General features: G+C 72.2%; 22 protein-coding genes and 1 pseudogene. 12 read left to right on the top strand and 11 right to left on the bottom strand.

The annotated features are described in order from the left end of the window. Positions 1-115: 115 nt before the first annotated feature. A complete protein-coding gene (locus ACFWBT_RS19115) occupies positions 116-1,522 on the top strand; it encodes a Cys-Gln thioester bond-forming surface protein (protein ID WP_385701691.1) in 1,407 nt (468 codons plus the stop codon). 229 nt (positions 1,523-1,751) lie between these two features. On the opposite strand, the gene ACFWBT_RS19110 is transcribed toward ACFWBT_RS19115, so the two are convergent. Both ACFWBT_RS19110 and ACFWBT_RS19105 read right to left on the bottom strand, forming a co-directional pair. Further along, a complete protein-coding gene (locus tag ACFWBT_RS19110) occupies positions 1,752-2,519 on the bottom strand; it encodes a YcnI family protein (protein ID WP_385701689.1) in 768 nt (255 codons plus the stop codon). Positions 2,520-2,550: 31 nt separating this feature from the next. Next, on the bottom strand, positions 2,551-3,138 hold the full coding sequence (locus ACFWBT_RS19105; RefSeq protein ID WP_385701686.1) for a hypothetical protein: 588 nt from the start codon (positions 3,136-3,138) through the stop codon (positions 2,551-2,553). 128 nt (positions 3,139-3,266) lie between these two features. Here ACFWBT_RS19105 and ACFWBT_RS19100 point away from each other — a divergent pair, with 128 nt between their 5' ends. Further along, complete coding sequence (locus ACFWBT_RS19100; RefSeq protein ID WP_385701684.1) at positions 3,267-4,226, top strand: D-2-hydroxyacid dehydrogenase family protein; 960 nt, start codon at positions 3,267-3,269, stop codon at positions 4,224-4,226. Positions 4,227-4,376: 150 nt separating this feature from the next. Further along, positions 4,377-4,715 (top strand): chaplin, encoded by a 339-nt coding sequence (locus ACFWBT_RS19095; protein WP_385701683.1) that lies wholly within the window; start codon positions 4,377-4,379, stop codon positions 4,713-4,715. A 59-nt stretch (positions 4,716-4,774) separates the two neighbouring features. On the opposite strand, the gene ACFWBT_RS19090 is transcribed toward ACFWBT_RS19095, so the two are convergent. From ACFWBT_RS19090 to chpG, 8 genes are all read right to left on the bottom strand, one after another. Further along, the gene (locus ACFWBT_RS19090; RefSeq protein WP_385701680.1) at positions 4,775-5,641 is read right to left on the bottom strand and encodes a tyrosinase family protein; all 867 of its coding nucleotides are present in this window, start codon (positions 5,639-5,641) and stop codon (positions 4,775-4,777) included. Next, the gene (locus ACFWBT_RS19085) at positions 5,625-6,128 is read right to left on the bottom strand and encodes a tyrosinase cofactor (RefSeq protein ID WP_385701677.1); all 504 of its coding nucleotides are present in this window, start codon (positions 6,126-6,128) and stop codon (positions 5,625-5,627) included. Before ACFWBT_RS19085 ends, ACFWBT_RS19090 begins: the two co-directional genes overlap by 17 nt. Before the next feature lie 218 nt (positions 6,129-6,346). Beyond that, positions 6,347-6,865, bottom strand: a complete 519-nt coding sequence (locus ACFWBT_RS19080) for a hypothetical protein (protein ID WP_385701676.1) — start codon at positions 6,863-6,865, stop codon at positions 6,347-6,349. Between the two features lie 118 nt (positions 6,866-6,983). Beyond that, the gene (locus ACFWBT_RS19075) at positions 6,984-7,613 is read right to left on the bottom strand and encodes a vitamin K epoxide reductase family protein (RefSeq protein ID WP_385701674.1); all 630 of its coding nucleotides are present in this window, start codon (positions 7,611-7,613) and stop codon (positions 6,984-6,986) included. Continuing rightward, a complete protein-coding gene (locus ACFWBT_RS19070) occupies positions 7,613-8,110 on the bottom strand; it encodes a DUF5949 family protein (protein ID WP_385701672.1) in 498 nt (165 codons plus the stop codon). Before ACFWBT_RS19070 ends, ACFWBT_RS19075 begins: the two co-directional genes overlap by 1 nt. Before the next feature lie 163 nt (positions 8,111-8,273). Next, positions 8,274-8,513 carry a chaplin gene (locus ACFWBT_RS19065; RefSeq protein ID WP_385701669.1) on the bottom strand — a complete coding sequence of 80 codons (240 nt, stop codon included), beginning with the start codon at positions 8,511-8,513 and terminating at the stop codon, positions 8,274-8,276. 86 nt (positions 8,514-8,599) lie between these two features. Beyond that, positions 8,600-8,902 carry a hypothetical protein gene (locus tag ACFWBT_RS19060; RefSeq protein WP_385701667.1) on the bottom strand — a complete coding sequence of 101 codons (303 nt, stop codon included), beginning with the start codon at positions 8,900-8,902 and terminating at the stop codon, positions 8,600-8,602. Positions 8,903-9,242: 340 nt separating this feature from the next. Further along, a complete protein-coding gene (gene chpG / locus ACFWBT_RS19055) occupies positions 9,243-9,482 on the bottom strand; it encodes a chaplin ChpG (protein ID WP_356469027.1) in 240 nt (79 codons plus the stop codon). A 315-nt stretch (positions 9,483-9,797) separates the two neighbouring features. Here chpG and ACFWBT_RS19050 point away from each other — a divergent pair, with 315 nt between their 5' ends. The 9 genes from ACFWBT_RS19050 to ACFWBT_RS19010 all read left to right on the top strand — a co-directional run bounded on the left by ACFWBT_RS19050 (position 9,798) and on the right by ACFWBT_RS19010 (position 20,864). Next, the gene (locus ACFWBT_RS19050; protein ID WP_385701666.1) at positions 9,798-10,967 is read left to right on the top strand and encodes a DUF3344 domain-containing protein; all 1,170 of its coding nucleotides are present in this window, start codon (positions 9,798-9,800) and stop codon (positions 10,965-10,967) included. Positions 10,968-11,007: 40 nt separating this feature from the next. Beyond that, positions 11,008-12,207 carry a glycosyltransferase gene (locus ACFWBT_RS19045; protein ID WP_385701663.1) on the top strand — a complete coding sequence of 400 codons (1,200 nt, stop codon included), beginning with the start codon at positions 11,008-11,010 and terminating at the stop codon, positions 12,205-12,207. Beyond that, positions 12,204-13,640: an exopolysaccharide biosynthesis polyprenyl glycosylphosphotransferase gene (locus ACFWBT_RS19040; RefSeq protein WP_385701661.1), complete on the top strand. Its 1,437-nt coding sequence runs from the start codon at positions 12,204-12,206 to the stop codon at positions 13,638-13,640. The genes ACFWBT_RS19045 and ACFWBT_RS19040 overlap by 4 nt, the downstream gene beginning before the upstream one ends. A gap of 4 nt (positions 13,641-13,644) precedes the next feature. Next, positions 13,645-15,057: an O-antigen ligase family protein gene (locus ACFWBT_RS19035; protein ID WP_385701659.1), complete on the top strand. Its 1,413-nt coding sequence runs from the start codon at positions 13,645-13,647 to the stop codon at positions 15,055-15,057. A gap of 455 nt (positions 15,058-15,512) precedes the next feature. Further along, entirely contained in the window at positions 15,513-17,210 is a 1,698-nt protein-coding gene (murJ, locus tag ACFWBT_RS19030) for a murein biosynthesis integral membrane protein MurJ (protein ID WP_385701723.1), read from the top strand. Positions 17,211-17,262: 52 nt separating this feature from the next. Continuing rightward, positions 17,263-17,955 (top strand): polysaccharide deacetylase family protein, encoded by a 693-nt coding sequence (locus tag ACFWBT_RS19025; protein ID WP_385701722.1) that lies wholly within the window; start codon positions 17,263-17,265, stop codon positions 17,953-17,955. Continuing rightward, a complete protein-coding gene (locus ACFWBT_RS19020) occupies positions 17,955-19,067 on the top strand; it encodes a glycosyltransferase (protein ID WP_385701657.1) in 1,113 nt (370 codons plus the stop codon). Before ACFWBT_RS19025 ends, ACFWBT_RS19020 begins: the two co-directional genes overlap by 1 nt. Before the next feature lie 16 nt (positions 19,068-19,083). Continuing rightward, positions 19,084-19,740, top strand: a complete 657-nt coding sequence (locus tag ACFWBT_RS19015; RefSeq protein WP_385701655.1) for a lipopolysaccharide biosynthesis protein — start codon at positions 19,084-19,086, stop codon at positions 19,738-19,740. Continuing rightward, complete coding sequence (locus ACFWBT_RS19010; RefSeq protein ID WP_385701652.1) at positions 19,737-20,864, top strand: GNAT family N-acetyltransferase; 1,128 nt, start codon at positions 19,737-19,739, stop codon at positions 20,862-20,864. Before ACFWBT_RS19015 ends, ACFWBT_RS19010 begins: the two co-directional genes overlap by 4 nt. 182 nt (positions 20,865-21,046) lie before the next feature. Here the strand turns inward: ACFWBT_RS19010 and ACFWBT_RS19005 are convergent. Then, positions 21,047-21,359, bottom strand: a pseudogene (locus tag ACFWBT_RS19005) (hypothetical protein); the annotation flags it as partial.

Here is a 21,359-nt window from a genome sequence, read left to right as displayed (position 1 = left end):
ACCGGGGAGTGCGATGCGGCACTTCCTTAGGATGCCCAACACAGCTCTCGGGGCTTCTGATTCTGCTGGCGGGACCGTCCCCCATGTCAAAGGGTCCTGCCTGAAGGGGAATTCTGTGTCTTCTGCGTTCTCGGTGTTGTCCACGCGCGGGCGTGGGGCGGCCCGCCTCGCCGCCGCGGCGTTGGTGTGGGGGCTCGCCGCCGCGGGGACGATCGCCTGCGCCGGTACGGCCGTCGCCGACGGGACACCGCAGAGCCAGGGGGGAGCGACCGCCACCCTGGGCGAGCTGAAGACCTACGGCTCCGCGGTCGTCCACGACAACGGCGAGGACTCCTGGGTCTCGGCCGGTCTGTTCGAGATGTCCGTCGACGACGGCGGCATGCTGCAGACCTACTGCATCGACCTCCACAACCCGACGCAGCGGGACGCCAAGTACCAGGAGACCTCCTGGAGCGGCACGTCGCTGAACGGCAACAAGGACGCGGGCAGGATCCGCTGGATCCTGCAGAACTCCTACCCGCAGGTGAACGACCTGGCGGCGCTGGCCGAGAAGGCCGGTGTCACCGGCCTCACCGAGCAGGACGCGGCGGCCGGCACCCAGGTGGCCATCTGGCGGTACTCGGACGGCGCCGACGTGGACGCGGCGGACCCGCAGGCGGAGAAGCTCGCGGACTATCTGCAGAAGAACGCGCGGAACCTTCCGGAGCCCGCGGCCTCGCTGACGCTCGACCCGGCCGCGGTCTCCGGCCACGCGGGCGAGCGGCTCGGCCCGGTCACGGTGCACACCAACGCGGACAGCGTGTCGGTGACGCCGCCCGCGGACACCGCCGCCAGCGGCGTGAAGGTCGTCGACAAGGACGGCAAGGCGGTCACCGCCGCCGCCGACGGCAGCAAGCTCTTCTTCGACGTCCCGAAGGACAGCCCCGACGGTTCCGCGTCGCTCGGCGTGCAGGCCTCCACGACCGTGCCGGTCGGCCGCGCCTTCGCCTCGGAGACGCGTAGCCAGACGCAGATCCTCGCTGGCTCCAGCGAGTCCACCGTCGCCGCCGCGGCGGTCGCCGACTGGGCGGAGAAGGGCGCGATACCCGCCCTGTCCGCCCAGAAGAACTGCGGCAAGGGTGGCGTGGACATCACGGCCGCCAACAAGGGCGACGAGCCGTTCACGTTCGAGCTGATGGGGATCGAGCACACCATCGAGGCGGGCGTGTCCCAGCGGATCACCATCCCGCTGCAGGAGGACCAGGCGTACGACTTCACGATCGCCGGCCCGAACGGCGTCGAGAAGCGCTTCAAGGGCGTGCTGGACTGCCAGACCCAGGGCGGGGCGAGCGACATCTCGACCCAGACGCTCAGCGAGCCGAGCCCGGCGTCGGTCGGCGGCTCCGGCGGGGGCACCGACCTCGCCGAGACCGGCGGCTCCAACGCGACTCCGGTCATCGCGGGCGTGGCCATCACCCTCGTCGTGATCGGCGGGGCAGTGGTCGTCCTCCTCCGCCGTAAGCAGACACCGCCGCAGGACTGACGCAAGCGGACACCGCCGTAGGACTGAACGGGCCCGGAATCCCGGCCGACCAGTCACGCAGTCACGCAGTCACGCGGTCACGCGGTCACGCGGTCACGCGGCAGGGTTCCGGCCATGGCACGGCATCTCATGTGGTGATCCATGAGGTGCCGGAGCGTGGCCGTGGGGGCCGCCGCCCGGCCGACGGGAGTCGACACCGGCGGGGCGGCGGCCACGCACCGGACAGGTGCTAGGAGCGGGCGCTCCGGCCGCGCACGACGGCGAATCCGGCCGCGATCAGGCCGAGGACGCCGACGACGAGGCCCGCCGTGCCCAGAGCACGCGCGGTGGAGTCACTGCTCTTGTCGCTCGCGGTCGACTCCTCGCCCTCCGAGCCCTCCGACGAGGACGAGGCCGAGGAGGACGAGGACGCGTCGGATCCGGCGGCCCCGTCCGAGCTCTCCTCGGCCGCGCCCTTGGCGGTGAGGGTCAGTACCGGAGCGGGGTTCTCCGGCTCCTCGCCGCCCTTCTTCGCCTCCTCGATCCAGCGGGCGACATTGCCGTCCGAGTAGGTCTGGAGCGTCTTGAAGCTCAGCTGGTCGGTGTCGTCCGGCAGTTGGCCGAAGGCGACGTCGAAGTCCTGGAACTCGCCGTGGCGAATCCTGCCGCCGGTCCAGGTGATCTCGGAGACGGCGTCGGTGATCGTGCCGTCGTCCGTCTTGATCGGCTTCTTCAGCTTGATGGTCGTCACCTTCGCGGTCCAGCCCGCCTGCGGGGTGACCAGGACGCCCAGGACCGGGTGATCGGTGGGCAGGAAGACCTGCACCTTGGTGGTGCTGGCGGTGTCCTCCTCGTTGGGGACACGGAAGCTCAGGACACCGTCCGTGGCTCCCTTGACATAGCTCCCGGGGTGGACCGTCACATGCGCGAAGGCCGCGCCGGCGGCGGCGAGTACGCCCGCGGTGGTGAGAGCGGCGAGCGTGCCGGTCCGGCGCAGGGTGGTGCTCATCGGGGACATCTGGGTAACTCCGTACGGAAGGGGAACGTGGTCAGGGCGTGTACGCGAGCCCTGCCGGCGGTCCCCGACGGGAGACGGCGTGCCGCAGCAGTGCCTGCCGGAGCGACCACGGTTCGGCCGGCGTCCGGTCCGCGGCGTCCTCGCGCGGCCGGAGGGGAGACAGCCCCCTCCGCACCCTCCACCAAGCGGCGAGCCCCGGCACCAACGCGACCGCCCGGCGCAGCAGGGACCACAGGGCGGCCTCGCCGCGCCGCAGCCACCAGGTCGCCAGCAGGGCGGCGGCGACGTGCGCGGCCGTGGCATGGGGCGTCAGGGCGTGGGTGTGCGGATGCGTCATGTACGCCCCGTGCATGGTCATCGCCATGCGCGGCCGGGCGGCCTCGAACCCGAGGTGGAGTCCGGCCTGCGCGGCCAGCATGGCGCCGCCTATCCCGAAGAGGGACCGTTCCCGGCCGCCCAGCGGACAGCCGGCGGCGAAGACGGCGAGGAGTCCCGCACCGTCCGCCCAGCCCGGCGGGGCCTGTCCGGTGGCGAGCACATGCCCCCCTGCGGCCAGCAGCACGCACAGCGCGGCGAACACCGCCGCGCGCAAGCTCCGTACCGCCAGGGACGCCCTCATGAAGCCCAGATACTGCCATGGGGAGCGAGTGACCGTCGCGGCTTCCCCCCGAGGCGTCGGTCACGGACCGCCCGGCTCCCCGGGCCACCGCTCGGGTAGGGTCCGGCTGAGCCTCGGAGGGATCTGACATGCGACTTCGTTGTGCCGTGCTGGACGACTATCAGGGCGTCGCGACCGAGATCGCCGACTGGTCGCCCGTCGCGGACACCGTGGAAGTCACCGCGTTCGACCGGCACTTCGCCGACGAGGAGACGCTGGCCGCCGCGCTGGCGGACTTCGACATCGTCGTCACCCTGCGCGAACGCGTGCCCTTCCCGGCCTCTCTGCTGGCGCGGTTGCCCAGGCTGAAGCTGTTGATCGCCTCCGGTATGCGCAACACGGTGATCGACTACGCGGCCGCCGAGGCGCACGGGGTGACCGTGTGCGGCACCCCGAGTTCCTCGACGCCCCCGGTGGAGCTGACCTGGGCGCTGCTGCTCGGTCTGGCGCGGGGGATCGTCGCGGAACACGACGGGTTGCGGGCGGGCGGCCCCTGGCAGAGCACGGTCGGCGCCGATCTGCACGGCCGTCGGCTCGGCCTGCTCGGTCTGGGCAGGATCGGCGGGCAGGTGGCGCGGGTGGGCCTCGCCTTCGGCATGCAGGTCAGCGCGTGGAGCCGGAATCTCAGCACGGAGCGGGCCGACGAGGTGGGGGTGGAACTCGCCCCCTCCATGGAAGAGCTGCTGGCGGGCAGCGACTTCGTCTCCGTCCACCTCGCGCTCGGCGACCGCACCCGGAGCCTGATCGGCGCCGCCGAACTGGCCCTCCTCAAGCCGACCGCCTTTCTCGTGAACACCTCGCGCTCGGCGATCCTCGACCAGGACGCGCTGCTGGCCGCGCTGCACGCGGGGCGGATCGCCGGAGCGGGCCTCGACGTGTTCGACGTCGAACCCCTGCCCGCCGACCACCCGATGCGCTCGGCCCCCCGACTGCTGGCCACCCCGCACCTCGGCTATGTGTCGCGTTCCAACTACGAGACGTACTACGGAGCGGCGGTCGAGAACATCCAGGCGTACCTGGCGGGCACACCACTGCGCCGCCTCGGCTGACCGGGCCCGAGCGCGGGTACGACCGTCGGCCCGCCCCGATCGAAGGGTGATCCCCCGGTGAACGCCCGTGACCAGCCGTGGGTGGACGCGTTGAAGGGGGAGTGCGGCAGCGTCCGAGCCACCGCACTCATCGAGTCAAAGGAGAACGTGATGTCTCGCATCGCGAAGGCCGCCGCAGTCGTCGTGGGCACGGGTGCCGTGGCGCTCAGCGGGGCCGGTCTGGCCATGGCTGACGCCGGCGCCCAGGGCGAGGCCGTCGGCTCGCCCGGTGTTCTTTCGGGCAACGTCATTCAGGCCCCGATCAACGTGCCGGTCAACGTGTGCGGCAACACGATCGACATCGTCGGTCTGCTGAACCCGGCGTTCGGCAACACCTGCGTGAACGACGGTGGCCACCACAAGGAGCACGGAGGCTACGGCAAGGAGCACGGAGGCTACGGCAAGGAGCGCAGCGGCTACGGCAAGGAGCGCAGCGGCTACGGCAGCTGAGCCCAGGTACGCGAAAGGCCCCCGGCGGAAAGTCGCTGCCGGGGGCCTCGTCGTGCCCGCTACGCGTAGCGGTAGACGCGGCTGTGGTCCTCCATCGAGTCCGGCGTCACGCCCCAGGGGGGCATCTTCTCGTGCCGGGCGACGATGCGGCCGCGCTGGGAGTTGCCGAGACCCGGGGGCCGCTCGGGCAGATAGCGGGCGCCCGGGTGCCGCTTCTGCCAGCGGGACCACTGGAGGTCGACGAAGGCGTGGTGCAGCCAGAAGACGGGATCGTTGACGGAGGCTCCGCCCAGCATGTGGCCGCCGACCCAGCGGTGGACGCGGTTGTGGTTGCCCCAGGCGGAGTTGCCCGACCCGCGCCCCCACCCCTCCAGCCGGTTCCGGAAGCCCCGCGTGGATGTCGAGTTCCAGGGGGCCGTGTCGTAGACGGGGTCCTCCAGGGCGATGTTCAGGTCGCGCTGCGTGGGCAGTTGGAGCGGCCGCTGCGGGCGGCCGAACTCGCGCGTGAGGAACTCGCCGTCGGTCACCCCTTCCTTGATCGTCCAGTTGCCCTGCGCGTAGGCGAAGGGTCCGGTCATGACCTGCCGGTCCGAGCGCCGCCCGTCGCCGCCGAGCAGATCCTTGGTCCACGGCGCGGACTTCGTCGTACGGTCCCGCGTCCAGTCCCAGTAGGGGACGCTCACCCCTGAGTCCACGCGGCGCAGTGACCGCTCCAGGTCCAGCAGGAAACGCCGGTGCCAGGGCAGGAAGGAGGGCGCCATGTGAGCCGAGCGCAGTCCGCCGTCTCCGTCCGAGACGTAGTACTCGATGTGCATCCGGACGAACTCGTCGTACTCTCCGCGGCGTTTGATCTCCAGCATCGCGGTGACGAAGCGGCGCCGCTCCGCGCTCGTCAGTGTGCTGACGTCCTTACGCGTGTACACCATGGTGGTGGCCGCTCCCCTCCGTGCCGCTGTCCCGCGCGCCGCTTCCGCCGACGCCCCGTCCGCCGAGGCCTGGTTCCTCCGCGTCGCTTCCCCGCGCGCCGCCCGCGTCCGCGCCGGCCTCCTCGTCCTCCATGGCCCGGAGGCGCTCGGCGGGGCCCAGCTCGTCGACGGCGGCCCGCGCCGCCGCCAGCGGTGTCGGATACGACTCGTAGTGGTCCACCATGCTGAGGTAGCCGCCGTCCGCGCGGCGCATCAGATGCAGCGGCCGGCCGTCCACCGTGACCTGCCACTCGCCGCCGGAGACCGCGGCGGCCGTGCCGTCCGAACCGCTCTTCGTGCCGAGGATGTGCCGACCGCGGTACACCTCGTCGAAGGAGAGGTCCTCGGACCGGAGCGGGTGCGGCGGCCGCGAGGCCGCGACGACCGGGGCCAGTGCCACGCCGACGGCCGACACGAGCAGTCCACGCATCGCACCGCGCCGGGTCACCGCCGCTCCACCCGCCACACGCGCCGCCCCGCGGCCGCGTCCCCGGGCACCTGGCTCGCGCCTCGGTACTCTGCTCGACACCCAGCTGACGAACATGCTTCTCTCCTCGACGGATTCAGGCGGATTCGGTCGGCTTCAGCAGGGTTCAACGACGGCGGCCCCCGATGGTTCGGTCGGCAGGCCCGGTCCGGACACCCGGGCCTGCTCCCCCGCAAGGGCTAGGCCCCCGAGCCCATCTCCAGGTTCGCCCCCGGCACGGTCTTCAGCAGCGGTGCGAGCACGGCGGCCTGAGGCCGCTTCAGGCCGGGAAGGCCGAGGTGGTCGGGGTTCGGCGCGCCGAGCGGGGAGTCCAGGGACAGTCCGGGGGTCAGCGTCCGCAGGTCGGCCGCGGGTGCGGCAAGACCGAGGTGGTCGAAGCCGTCACCGAGGACGTGCGGGAGGGGCGCGCGGACGTCCGCCCCGGGCAGCCCCCCGCTGAGCGGCACTTGCGGAACCGCCCGGTCGGGGATCATCCGGCCCTCGACGTACCGGGGCCCCTCGAGCCCGCCCGGGAGAGGAACCGGCAGTTCACCCGCGATCCTGGGCGCTTTCAGGCCGAGGGCCTGCTCGACACCGTTCAGCGGCACGGGGATGGGGACCGTTTCGGCCGCGACGGCGGGGGTCGCGGCGGCGGCACCCACCACCGCCGCCACACCGGTCATGACGGCGGCGAGAGTTCCTCGTGTGGTCGGCTTCATCTCAGGTACGGTCCCTTTCAGGATTCGGGGGCTCAGCGTCCGTACCGCGTAACGATTCCGGGAACGTCATCAGCTCAAGATTCCCCCGACGGACTCATTAGTCGTCCGATAGGGAGAATCAGCTAGTCCAGAAATCCCACCAGCGGGTGAGGATCAGCATGCCGATGACACCGATGTGCAGCACCGGAAGAACCCAGGTGAATTCCTCGAGGAATCCCTTCAACCATTCCGGCGCAGGCAGAAAATCATTCCGCACATTGAACGATGTGACGTACCAGAACATGATGATGGTGGCGACCCAGGCCAGACAGCACCACAGGCAAAGGGAGTTGATCCGGTAGAACGACTGGAACTGGAGCCAGGTGCAGAATCCGACGCCGAAGAGCGTGCCCGCGTTGAAGGTCAGCCAGTACCAGCGCGGGAATCCCGCACCGGTCAGCAGGCTCACACCGACGCAGATCACGACGCCGTACGCCACCAGGCCCAGCATCGGGTTGGGGAACCCGAAGGCCGAGGCCTGGTCGCTCTTCATGATGTTGCCGCAGGAGACCACCGGATTCAGGCTGCAGCCCGGGACGAAGTTCGGGTTCTCCAGCAGCTTGAACTTGTCGATCGTGATGACCCACGCGGCCAGCAGGCCGGCCGCCCCCGTGATCACCAGCAGCAGGGCGAGGGCGCGGCTGCCGCCGGCGGTGCGCCCGTGCGCACCGCTGCCGCCGCCCGCCCCCCGTCCCGCGGCGGCCGTCATCAGCCGCGCAGGCTGCGCGCGGGCAGCAGCACGTGCGACGCGCTGAGCAGGGTCTCCTCGTCGCCCGCGAAGGCGGTCAGGGCCTCCGGCGCGACGGGCTTGCCGGGCTCGGCCACGGGCCAGGCGCGGGTGGCGAACAGGAAGTAGGCGTAGCCGCGTTCACCCACCGCGGCGAGCCACTCCGGCGGGGCGATGCACTGGGCGTTGAGGTGCGGCATCGTGACGACGGCCTGGCCGGCCTCGACGAGCAGGGTGAGCGGCAGGCTCGGCTGCCGGGAGGCGTCGATGAGCGTGTCGCCCACGGGCAGTCCGTTGTCGATCAGCAGTTGCCGGATGGCGGCCGCTGTTCCTTCCGGGCCGCCTTCGCCGTCGCCCAGGGAGTAGGCGAGGAGATAGGGCATGTCCCCGTCGGGGGCTTCACCGCTGAAAGCCATGACGGCGAGCGTGCCGAGGTCGGCACTCCGAAGAGGGCGCATTCCGCTTGAGGTTGAGGTCACCGCGGAACCTTATCGACGCACCCGTTCGGGTCCGGCCCCAATCTCACCCGCCCGGGCGATGACCAGACGGGTGACCACACGAACGAGGGACGCGGCTCGAACAGCGCGAAGGGCCGATTCCGCGGGTGCGGAATCGACCCTTTCGCCACATCGGCGTACGACGTCAGTCGTTGAAGCAGGCGTTGCCGAATGCCGGGTTGAGCGCACCGATGATCGAGACCGTGTTCCCGCAGAGATTGACCGGAACGTGCACGGGGATCTGAATGACGTTCCCGGAGGCGACGCCGGGGGAATTGACCGCGGCGCCCTCGGCACCGGAGTCCGCGACGGCGCTGCCCGCGGCGGCACCCGCGGCCATTCCGGCGGTGGCGAAAATCAGCGCGGCCTTTTTGGCAGTGTTCATTGTCAGCCCTTTCATCGGAGGTTTATCCAGAGCCTAAGGAAATGCCCGCAAGCGACGCGGAAAGACACGCGCCGAAAGAATAACGACTAGCCCTGAAGGGGAAGCCCGCCGAGAAGCTGCGCGGGGCCGCCGGACGAGTTGAGCGTCTTCGTCGCGCCGCTCACGGCGCCGAGCAGGGAGCTCTTGTTCTCGGTGTCGAGCGCGTTCGACTGGTGCTGCAGGGGCATCACGTCCTGCGCGCTGAGCGAACGCTGGCTGGTGAGGGTCTCCAGGGCGCCGTTGAGGCTGGAGGGCGTGAGGTCGGAGGCTCCGGCGGCGAACGCGGGCGCGGCGGCTCCGGCGACGACCAGGGACCCTGCGACTACAGCGGCGGCCTTGAGAGACTTCATCGTGTTCCTTTCTTCGGCGACTCATGTCACCCGAGGGAATTTCTCTTTGCGCTGCCTAACGAGCCCCGAACGCGACGGAAACTCCGCGTGCAGAAATTTCCTGCACCCCACCCGAATGAACGGTGTGTCGCATCCCCAGACAAGCCCCCGCACGCGAACGGCCGCCGCCGAGGAGCGCGGCGACGACGAAGGCGGCGAGACCCGTCACCACGGCGGTGGCCGCGGGCACGACCTGGCCGACGTCAGGACACCGCTCATGTCCGCCCCCCTCATTCGGGGACATGCGAACCGGCCGCCCTCCCTCTCGGGAGGACGGCCGGCAGAAGGGTCCGCGCTGACGTCAGTCGTTGACGCAGGTGTTGCCGAACGCGGGGTTCAGCAGACCGATGACGTTCACGGTGTTGCCGCAGACGTTGACCGGAACGTGAACGGGAACCTGCAGGACGTTGCCCGACAGGACGCCCGGGGAGTGGGCGGCCGCGCCGTGCGCGTCGCTGTCGGCGGCGGCGATGCCGGCGGTGCCGGCCACAGCGGCGGCGGCAACGGAGGTCAGGGCCAGGCCCTTCGCGATACGCGACATGGAGAAGTGCTCCTTGGAAGTCGACCAAACATCCGGGCGGGATGCCCGGCTCTGGATTCAACGCGTGGCGCTCACGCGGGTTGTGCCTCCAAAGGGGTGATCTCGCACGTGGTCGCGCTTCACGATTCCGACACACATCACAACTTTCACGCATAAATACGGACAGCCGCTAGAGTCGGGCACCTCCAAGGCGCCTTGAAGCAGGCGCCGACCGGCGTCGGAAGCGGACGGGGAGCCGGCGCACACCCATCCGAACCGCAGACCTCCGTCCGTCCGCTGGTCCAGAACCTTTTCCCCGAAAGGGCACCGCCGGTCATGCGTATTTCCCCGGGCCTGCTGCTGCGCCGTGCGATCGTGGGCTGCTCCGCCCTCGCCATCTTCTGGGCGCCTGGCGGCCCCGCGACCGCGGCGGCGCCCGCTACGGCGCCGCCCGCCACGAAGGCACCCGCCGCGGAGGCGGCGAAGCTGGCGTTCACGCGGCGCTACCGCGCCCTCCAGCACGGCGGAATCGTGCGAGCCGCGAACTCCTCGATCAGCTGCCGGAGTTCCTCGACGTCCACCCGGCCCCACGGCCCCGTGAGAACGGCCGGGATCGCCCGCGTCACGGCACCCACCTGCCCCGGTGCGCGCGCGGGCGGGTCCGCCGCGAACGGCGACTTCGACATGCTCTACATCGACGTCGACAAGGACCCGAACACCTACAACTCCAGCCGCGCGGAGGTCCGTCTGCCCAAGGGCGCGCGCGTCACGTACGCGCGGCTGTACTGGGGCGGCAACCTCCGCGTCGGCGAGCAGAAGCCGCCGAAGGACAACGGACGGGTGCTGATCGCCGAGCCCGGCGGCGCGTACAAGGATCTGCTCGCGGACAGGGTGGTCGGGCACCGGGTGGCGCACGGGGCCGACGCGTTCCAGGCTTCGGCGGACGTCACCAAGCTGGTGCGGGCGAACGGTTCGGGGCTCTACACGGTGGCCCAGGTCAATGTGGCGAAGGGCCGGTCGGCCGCCGGGGCGTGGGGCGGCTGGACGCTGATGGTGGCGTACGAGAAGAAGGCCGAGCCGCTCAGGCATCTGGCGATCTGGGACGGCTTCGCGGCGCTCGGCCCGCGTGAGGCGCAGGTCGTCCCGCTCGGCCCGATGGCCCTCCCTGAGAACGTCAAGGGCCGGGTGGGCCTGGTCGCGTACAACGGTGACCGCGGAAGCAAGGGCGACTCGCTGGCCGTCTCGACGGGCTCCGGCGCGCCGACCGTACTGGGCGACTCCGCCAACCCCCGGGACGACGTGCTGAATTCGACCATCAGCGGGTCCGGCCCCGCCGCGATCGAACGGGTGCCCGCGTACTCGAACACGCTCGGTTACGACTCGGACGTCCTCGAATTTGGCAAGGGGATCCGTCGCGGGGGTGACCAGTTGGCCTTCCGGATCGTTTCGCAGCGGGACGCGGCCTGGGTCGGAGCACTGTTCGCCGCCGTCGACGCGAAGCAGTGACGCGCGCCCCGGCGCGCCGCCCGTAAGCAAGGAACCGCGCATGCATCTGTCAACAGACCCTCCGCCGCGGGTCCTTCATGTCACGCAGCCGATCGACGGCGGTGTCGCCCGGGTGGTCACCGACCTCATCAGGGCCCAACTCGCCGCCGGAACGCGGGTGACCCTCGCCTGCCCGGACGGCAACGGCTTCGCCCGCGAGGTGCGGGCGCTCGGCGCGGACGTACGGCCCTGGCACGCGACGCGGGCGCCGGGGCCGCAGCTGGCTCAGGAGGTACGGCGGCTCGGCCGGGTCGTGGCTCGGGTGCGGCCCGACGTGGTGCACGCGCACAGCGCCAAGGCGGGGCTGGCGGCCCGGCTGGCGCTGCGCGGACGGGTACCGACGGTGTTCCAGCCGCACGCCTGGTCGTTCGAGGCCGTCGACGGTGCCGCCGCCGCGCTCGCGCTGCGGTGGGAGCGGTGGGGGGCGCGTTGGGCGTCCCGGCTGGTGTGTGTGAGCGAGGCGGAGCGCGCGACCGGTGTACGCGCCGGAATTCGCGCCCCCTGGCGGGTGATCCCCAACGGCGTCGACCCGGAGCGTTTCCACCCCGCGTCGGTGGACACCGTACGAGCCGGGATTCCGCTGCTCGACGGGGTCGATCCGGCGGCTCCGCTGGTGGTGTGCGTGGGGCGGCTGTGCCGGCAGAAGGGGCAGGACCTACTGCTGGAGGCGTGGCCCTCGGTGCTGCGGCGGGTGCCCGGCGCCCGGCTCGTGCTCGTCGGGGACGGTCCGGACGCCGCCCGGCTGCGCGCCGGGGCACCGCGTGACGTGCTGTTCGCCGGGGCCACCGCCGATGCCGTGCCCTGGTACCAGTCCGCCGATCTGGTGGTTCTGCCGTCCCGTTGGGAGGGCATGGCGCTGGCCCCGCTGGAGGCCATGGCCTGCGGGCGCCCGGTCGTGATGACGGACGTGGACGGCGCCCGCGAGAGCCTGCCGCGGGATCACGACGCCCGCTGTCTGGTGCCCTCGCGGGAGCCGGAGCCGCTGGCCGACGCGATCGGCGCGCTGCTGTCCGATCCGCTGCTGCGCGAATCACTCGGCCACCAGGGGCGCCGCCACGTACTGACCACGCACGACGTACGCCTCACGGCCGACGCGGTCGCGGGGGTGTACCGGGAACTGCTGGCCGGCCGACCGGCGCGGCACGCCGGGGGCGTCATGTGCGGGGACCACACCGAGTGCAGGGAGTCCATCCACTCGTGACTGCGGAAAGCACCGTTCCCTCCCCCGGCGGACAGCCCCGGGAGTACGGATTCTCGCCCGTCTCGGTCATCCCTCCGCGCGACGCCGGCGGCGGTTTCAGAGTCCCGGCCGGGCAGCGGACAGCCACCCGGCGCGCCTCCTGGCTGCCGTCGGCCGCCGTGGACGCCGTCGCGGCGCTCGCGACCGGGCAGGCGTTCGCGGAGATCCAGCGGCACCCCGTGCTCGTCGTCGCGCTGCTGATCGGCGTGGTCGCCCTGAACGCGCGGGCGTCGCTGTACCGGCCCGCACCCGTGCCCGCTCTCCTCGATGAACTGCCCACCGTCTGCGCGCGGATCGCGATCGCCTGGTGCGCGCTGGCCGCCGTGATCGCCGCGTTCGCCCCGGACGGCACGCTGTCGGCCCGGACGCTGGTCCTGGGGTGCGCCACGCAGTCGGCGATCAGCTGCGCGGGCCGCGGCACGGTGCAGTGGCGGCGTCGCCGTGCCCTCGTGCTGCGCCCCCGCGCCGCCCTCGTGATCGGTCACGCGGGGACGGCCCAGCGGGTGGCCGCGGCCTTTCTGCGTCATCCGAGCTGCGGGGTACGGCCGGTCGGTGTCGTCGCGGACCAGCCGGCCGTTTTCGACGGACTGCCGGTCCTCACCACCGGCGAGGAGGTGCAGCGGGCGCTCATCCAGAACAGTGTGCGGACCGTGCTCGTGGTGGAGCCGCGCGGTGAACGCGGACCGATGCTGCGGGCGTTGGCCGAGGCGGGGTGCGAGCTGTGGGCGGTCGACGCGGACTCACCTTCGTACGACCGGGAGGGCCGGCACACGCTGGCCGGGTTCTCCTGCCGACGGCTGTCGATCCTCCGGCGGCGCACCAGCCTCGGCAAGCGATTCCTCGATGTCGCCGTCTCCGGAACGCTGTTGCTGATCGTCAGTCCGCTGCTGCTGGTGTGCGCGGCGGTCCTGCGGCTGACCGACGGACCCGGTGTGGTGTTCCGGCAGGAGCGCATCGGCAAGGACGGACAGCCGTTCACCCTGCTGAAGTTCCGCACGCACCGCCCGGTCGACGCGCACGAGGCCGCGACCCGCTGGAGTGTGGCCAACGAACAGGAGATGAGCCGCTTCTGCCAGTTCCTCCGGCGCACCTCGCTCGATGAGCTGCTCCAGCTCCTGAACGTCCTCTGGGGCGACATGAGCCTGGTCGGACCGCGCCCCGAACGGCCGTACTTCGTGGCCAAGTTCAGCCAGACCTATCCCGGCTACGCGGCCCGTCACCGGATGCAGACCGGGATCACCGGGCTCGCCCAGGTGCATGGGCTGCGCGGCGACACCTCGATCGAGGACCGTTGCCGGTTCGACAACGCGTACATCGACAACTGGTCGCTGTGGCAGGACGTCTGCATCCTGCTGCGCACGGCCGCCGCGCTCGTCCGGCCGACGGGAAGCTGAGCCGATGAGCCACGCCCTGCCCGTCACTCCCCTGGACACACTGACCGCCGCTCTGCGGCGCGCGCTGCCGGTGCTGCCCGTCGTAGCGGTGATCGCGCTGCTCGGGCTGCCGATCGCTCCGGCCGACGAGGGCGGCGCGAACAGCGCGGACGCCATGTCCGGTCTCGTGGTGGTCTGCTGCGCGATCCATCTCGTACGGGCCCGTCGGCGCCCCCTGTCCGCGACCGCCGCGCTGGTCCTCGGGCTCCCCGTAGTCGGCATCGCGGTCGCGGCGGCCGGTGCGGCGGACCCCGCGGCCGGGATCACCGGCCTGGCCCGCTACCTGCAGATCTTCGTGCTGGTGCCGGCCGCGGTCCTGCTGCTCGTGCGCGACCGGCGTGACTTCCGGCTGCTGACCTGGTCGTTCGTCGCGCTGGCGCTGTGGCAGGGGGCGATCGGGGTGCACCAGTACGTCACCGGGACCGGTGCCTCGTACCAGGGCGAGGACGTCCGTGCGGTCGGCACCTTCGGGCCGACCGACGTGATGGGAATGGCGTCGGTGGTCGCGTTCGGGCTGGTGTGCGCGGTGGCGCTGGCGCTGGGGACGGGTGCCGCGCGGCAGCGCGCGGTCGCCGTGCTGTGCGCGCTGGCACTGCTGCCGCCGCTCGCGCTGTCGTTCAGCCGGGGCGCGTGGATCGCCACGGCCGTGGCCTGCGGCGCGCAACTGGTGCTGGCGGGACTGCGGCGCGCGGTGAAGGTGGGCGCGGTGGTGGCCGCGGCCGGAGTGATCCTCGTGGGCGGGCTGGGCGTCGGCACCGCGATGCTCCAGGAGCGCATCACCAGCATCACGCAGGTCGCCGACGCACCGGACCAGTCGGTGGTCGACCGGTACACGATGTGGGCGGCGGCCATCGACATGTGGAGCGAACACCCTCTGACGGGGGTCGGGTTGAAGGGATTCCCCGACAACCGGGACGGTCACGCCTCGCTCGCCCTGTCCTCGGGCAGCGACATCGCGGGCGCGGGCGCCGCCTACCACAAGCAGCCGCTGCTCTCGCCCCACAACATGTACCTCCTCGTCCTCGGCGAACAGGGCCTGATCGGGCTGCTGGCCCTCGCGGGCAGCTGGCTCGCGCTCCTGGTCTGCGCGCTGCGCGGGCTCGTCCGCGTGCGCCGCACGCCACCGGACACCGCGGGTCCCCGCCTCCCCTCGGGCCGGACCCCGCACGGCACGGACTGCGCGCTCGTGGCGTGCGGGCTGCTCGTCTGGCAGCTGGTCGACTTCGTGTACGCGGACATCGGCGGCCCCTCGACGGTCCTGACGGCCGTGGTCTTCGGCCTCGTCGGCTGGTGGGCGCTGATGGATCCGTCGCCGCCTGCCGACGTGGACGCGAGGGCGCCGGCCTCCTCCGTACCGGAAGAGGCCGCGGCGCGATGACGGTGACGCCTCCCAGGGCGGGGGAAGGCCCGGACACGGGCACGGGGACAGGCGCAGACACCGGCACGGGCCCGGAACAGGACACGGACCCGAACACTCGGCCCGACACGGACACGTACACGGGCCCGAACACTCGGCCCGACACGGACACGTACACGGGCCCGAACACTCGGCCCGACACGAACGCGGGCCTCAACACTCGGCCCGACACGGACACGTACACGGGCCCGAACACTCGGCCCGACACGAACACGGGCCTCAACACTCGGCCCGACACGAACACGGGCCTCAACACTCGGCCCGACACGGACACGAACGCGGGCATCAGCACTCGGCCCGTCACGGACACGGACGCGGGCGGTTCCGTACGGCCGGTCGCGGGCAGCGGGCCGGGCCCCGGGAACGAAGCCGCCTACCCCTCCGCAACCACGGCGGGCACCGGCACGGCGGCAGCGATCGGCGGGACCGGGGTCGGGGCCGATCCGTCTCTCCCTTCCCTCCCTCTGCCCTCCGCCCGCACCGCTCCCCCCGGCTCCGCCGACCCTCCCGGTCCCCCGGGCGGGCACCACGCCCCCCGGAAGGGAGCGGGCCGGCCCGAGGCGGCCTCCAATCGGTTCCTCGCCAAGGCCGCTCTCGTCACCGTCGCGCTCTCCATCGCCGGAGCCCTGCTGGGGCTCGGCCGGGATCAGGCGCTGGCGCGTCTGTTCGGGGCCGGGTCGGACACGGACGCGTTCCTCGTCGCCTGGACGGTGCCGGAGTTCGCGGCGACGCTGCTGATCGAGGACGGGCTGGCCTTCGTGCTGATCCCGGCGTTCAGCGTGGCCGTGACGCGGCGCGCGCGGGGAGCCGCCGGTGATCCCGTACGCGCGCTGGTCGCCGCCACTCTGCCCCGGTTGACGCTCGCCTTCGCGGCCGTCGGCGCGCTGCTGATCGCGGGGGCGCCGTACCTGGTCGAGGCGCTCGCGCCCGGCCTGCCCGATCCCCGCCTCGCGGTGGACTGCACACGGCTGACCGCGACCTGCGTGTTCTCCTTCGGACTCGCCGGATACTGCAGCGCGGCCCTGCGGGCGCACCGCCGCTTCGTGGCGCCGGCGGCGATCTACGTGGCGTACAACACCGGCATCATCACGGCGATGTTCGTCCTCGGCGGCCGCTGGGGCGTGCGCTCGGCGGCCCTCGGTGTCGCGGTCGGCGGCGCGCTCATGGTGGTGGCCCAGGGGCCCTCGCTGTGGCGGCAGCTCCGGCGCGGGCGGTCGACGGGCGACGGCCTGGACGGCGAGCCGGCCCGCCCGATGGATCTGACCCTCGTCAGCACGGTCCTGCTCTTCGCGCTGTGCCGCCAGTCGCAGGTCCTCATCGAACGCTTCCTGGCCTCCTCGCTCCCCGCCGGAGCCATCTCGCATCTGAACTACGCCCAGAAAGTGGCCCAGATGCCGATGGTGCTCTCGCTGATGCTGTGCACGGTCACCTTCCCGGTGGTCGCGCAGGCCATCGCCGAGGGCGACACCGAGCGGGCCCGCGACCGGGTGGAGCGCGATCTGGCGCTCGTCTCCTGCACCGTGCTCCTGGGCACGGCCGCGGTCGTCGCGTGTGCTCCGCAGATCATCCAGCTCCTGTTCCAGCGGGGCGCGTTCACCGCCGAGGACACGGCGGCCACGGCGACGGTCATGCGCGTGTACGCCCTCGGACTGCTGGGCCACACCCTGGTCGGCGCGCTCGTGCGCTCCTACTTCTCCTCGGGCCGGCCCACCTGGTACCCGCTGTTCGCGATGACCGCCGGGATCATCGCGACCTCCTGGATCGGCGTCCTGGCCGTCGGTCCCTGGGGGGTGTGCGGGATCGCCGTCGCCAACGCGACCGGCATCACCATCAGCGCACTGCTCCTGCTGTACGGCATGGGGCCGCGCAGTGTCCCGATCCGCACCCGGCGGGTGGTGGCCGAGATCGGCAAACCCCTGCGGGCCGCGCTGATCGCCGCGCCGGCCGGGGGTCTGTGCGCGAGCCGCGTGGACTCCCCGCTGCTCGGACTCGTCGTCGGCGGCACGGTCGTGACCGTCGTCTTCGCCCTGCTGGCCTGGGTCTTCCGGGTCGAGGGATTCGCATCCGCACTCCGTTCCGTCACACGAAGGGTTTCGCATGCCCGTTTCCGCTGACAGCAGCAGGCGTACCGGCACGAGCTCCCTCGACGCGCCGCCCTGGGTGGCGATGTACCACTCCGTCGGGGACTGTTCCGACGACCCGTACCGCATCACGGTCTCGCCGGACCGCCTCGACCGGCAGCTGGGCTGGCTGCGACGGCGCGGTCTGCGCGGGGTCCGTATGACGGAGCTGCTCGCGGCCCGCGCGCGCGGCCAGGGGCAGGATCTGGTGGGCCTGACCTTCGACGACGGGTACGCCGACTTCGTCGAGACCGCCCTGCCTCTCCTGCACCGCCACGGCTTCGGCGCCACCCTCTTCGTCCTGCCCGGACGGCTCGGCGGCGACAACGCCTGGGATCCGCTGGGCCCCCGCAAGCCGCTGCTGAGCAAGCAGGGCATCCGGCTGGCCGCCGCCTCCGAGGGCATCGAGGTCGGCTCGCACGGACTCACCCATGTCGATCTGACCAAGGCCGACGACACCGTGCTGCACACCGAGGTCGCGGAGAGCAGAGCGGTGCTCTCGGAGCTGATCGGCGCCGACGTCGACGGCTTCTGCTATCCGTACGGAACCATCGACAGCCGGGTCGTCGACGCCGTCCGCGACGCCGGATACAGCTACGGCTGCGCGATCGACCCCGGCCCGCTGACCGGCCCGTACGCCCTCCCCCGCGTGCACATCGGCGAGAACGACACCCCCGTACGCCTGTTCCTGAAGCACAAGCTGCACCGTCTGCGCCGGCGCCCGGTCGAGGGGGTCTGATGAAGGCGCTGCACATCATCACCGGTCTCGGCGTCGGCGGCGCCGAGCAGCAACTGCGGCTGCTGCTCCGGCACCTGCCGGTGGAGTGCGACGTCGTGACGCTCACCAACCCGGGCTCGGTCGCCGACGGGCTCACCGACGACGGTGTGCGCGTCATCCATCTCGGCATGACCGGCAACCGCGACCTCGCCGCGCTCCCCCGCCTGGTGAAGGTGATCCGCGCGGGCCGCTACGACCTCGTGCACACCCACCTCTACCGGGCCTGCGTGTACGGCAGGCTCGCCGCCCGGCTGGCCGGGGTGAAGGCCGTCGTGGCCACCGAACACTCGCTCGGCGACTCGCAGATGGAGGGCCGCCGACTCAGCTCGGGCGTGCGCGCCCTGTATCTGGCCAGCGAACGGCTCGGCCGCTCCACCGTCGCCGTCTCGCCCACGGTCGCCGAACGGCTGCGCCGCTGGGGTGTGCCCGGACCGCGCATCGAGATCGTGCCGAACGGCGTCGACCTCGCCCGCTTCCGCTTCGACCCGGCGCTGCGCGAACGCACCCGCCGCAGGCTCGGGCTGCCGGAGGGCGCGTACGTGATCGGCGGCGTCGGCCGGCTCGCGGCGGGCAAGCGGTTCGACGTCCTGATCCGCGCGCTGGCCGAACTGCCCGTCGACTGCTGGCTGTTGCTGGTCGGCGGCGGCATCGAGGAGAGCGTGCTGCGGCGCGCCGCGCACGACGCCGGTGTCGCGGACCGGGTGCTGTTCACCGGCGAGCGCCCCACCGGCGGCGCTCCCGGCGCCGATCTGCCGTCGCTGATAGGAGCCATGGACGTCCTCGCCTCGCCCAGCCCCGAAGAGGCGTTCGGGCTGGCCGTCGTGGAGGCGATGGCGGCCGGGCTTCCGGTGCTGTACGTCTCCTGCCCGGCCGTCGAGGACCTGCCGCCCGAGGCGGCCCGCGGTGCCGTCCGGATCCAGGGCGGCACCGACTCGTTCGCACGCGCCCTGAACGGCGTCCGAGCGCAGGCTCCGGCCCCCCGCTCGGCCGCGGAGGCCGCCCACCACTACTGCATCACCCGCAGCGCCGCACAGCTCATGGACGTGTACGCGGCCGCTGTCTCGCGCACCTGACTGGAGTGAGTTCCTCATGTCCGAAAATCTCACCAGGGGCCACCGCGCCTCGGGAACGGCCCTCGCCCGGGTGAAAACCGTGCCGCCGTGGTCGGTGCTCGCCGCCGGAGCCGTGCTCGGCGGCCTGCTCGGCGGCGCGTACGGCGTGGTGAAGACCCCGACCTACACGGCCACCAGCTACGTCATCGCCGTACCGACCGACAAGGGCGACCCGTCGGCCGCTCTCGGCTTCGCCCAGGCCTACGGCCGGGTCGCCACGCAGCTCGCGGTGCTCGGGGACGCGCAGGTGTGGGCCGGTGTGCCGGTGAAGACGCTGCAGACGAGCGTGCGGACGGCGACCTCCCCGGACGCTCCGATGGTCGCCGTCTCGGCCATCTCCTCGCGCCCCGACCGCGCCGCCGACATGGCCAACGCCGTCACCCGCTCGCTGACCCAGCACGCCAACGACAGCCGGAACAGCACCCACGTCGAACTCCTGTCGTTCTCCCGCGCGGTGAAGCCGACCTCGGCGTCCTCGGCGCCCGCGACGGTCACGGGTCTGGTCGGGGCGAGCGCGGGCGGCCTGCTCGGCGGTCTGGTGCTGCTCGTCCGCCCCCGGCGGTCCACCGGGACCGCACGCCCGGCCTCCGTGCCGGGCCCGGCCACCGCGGCCGATGTGCACGGACAGCTGTGAGCGGGACGCTCCACGCCGGGGTACGGAGGACGGCCCGTACCGAAATCGTCACCGACGAGCGGGAGTTCGCCGAGCTGGGGCCTGCCTGGGGGCGCCTGTACCGCCGGTGCGCCGCCGCCACCGCGTTCCAGAGCCACGCGTGGCTGCACTCCTGGTGGCTGTCGTACGGGACGCCGGGGCGGCTGCGTCTGGTGGTCGTGCGCGAGGGGGATGAACTGCTCGCGGTCGCGCCCCTGATGCGGGTCCGCCGTCTCCTGCCCACGCTCGTGCCGCTCGGCGGGGCGATCTCCGACTACGCGGACGTGCTCCTCGACGACGAACACGCCGACCGGGCGGCGGCGTTGCTCGCGGAGGGCCTGTCGGCCGCCGCCCGCACCGCGCTGATCGACTTCCGCGAGGTCCGCCCCGGCGGCGCGGTGGAGCGGATCTACGAGCGCTGGCGCGGCCCGCGCCGCCGGGTCCTGGACTCCCTGTGCCTGGAGCTGCCGGCCACCTCGATGGGCGAGCTGGTGGACCGCCTCCCCTCGGCCAAGGCCCAGCGCGTACGGGCCAAGCTGCGCAAACTCGCCGCGCTCGGGGTCGAGCAGCGGGTGGTGGCCCACGACGAGGTGGACGCGGCGCTGCACCGGCTGCTCGAACTGCACCGATTGCAGTGGGAGGGACGGAAAGTGACGTCCGAACACCTCCATGAGCGGTTCTCGGAGCATCTGGTCCGCTCGGTGGGCCCGATGGTGCGCTCCGGGGACGCGGTGGTCACCGAGTTCCGGCTCGACGGCGCCGTGCTGGCCGTGGACCTCACCCTGCTGTCACGGCGTCTGGCGGGCGGCTATCTGTACGGTGCCCATCCGCAACTGCGCGAGCGCAAGGCGGACGTGGCGGTGATACTGCTCGACGCCTGCTCCCGGCACACCGAGACGGGCGCCCGCGGGACGCTGAGCCTGCTGCGCGGCGACGAGCCCTACAAGCACCACTGGCGCCCGGATCCCGTCGTCAACCAAAGGCTGCTCCTCGCCCGTCGGCGTTCGGCGCCGCTGATGTCGGCGGTCGTCTGCGACGTCGCCGCGCGCCGGCGGGGCAAGGAGCTGCTGCGGAGCTGGAGGGAGCGCGATGGCGGCGGGCCCTGAACGACCCGCCGCCACCCGGGTGTCACCAGGCGCCCGACCACCAGTCGCGCGACCACCAGTCGAGGTCCACGCACACCTTCCCGCCGATCCAGTACTCCACCCAGTCGCCGAGATCCAGCGAGGTACAGGTCGGATTCGGGGTCGGCTCGGGTGTGGGGGTCGTCGTCGGGGGCGAAGCCGGCTCAGGTGTCGACGTCGGGGCCGGCTCGGGCGTCGGTGTCTTGGCCGGAGTCGGGGTCGGGGTCGGGGTCGGCGTTGAAGCCGGCTCGGCCGTCGGCGTCGAGGCCGGCTCGGGCAGCGGGGTCGGCGTCGAAGCCGGGATCGGGGTCGGGGTCGGTGCCGAAGGCTGCTCGGACGTCGGGGTCTTGGTCGGGGTCGGCACGGGTGTCGGCGTCGAAGCCGGCACAGGCGTCGGCGTCGAAGCCGGCACAGGCGTCGGGGTCGGGATCGGCACAGGCGTCGGCGTCGAAGCCGGCACAGGCGTCGGGGTCGGGA

It is taken from the genome of Streptomyces sp. NPDC060027, assembly GCF_042737005.1.
Lineage (GTDB): Bacteria > Actinomycetota > Actinomycetes > Streptomycetales > Streptomycetaceae > Streptomyces.
The sequence above is the reverse complement of the archived record's forward strand: the minus strand, read 5'-3'. Positions and strand labels throughout refer to the sequence as shown.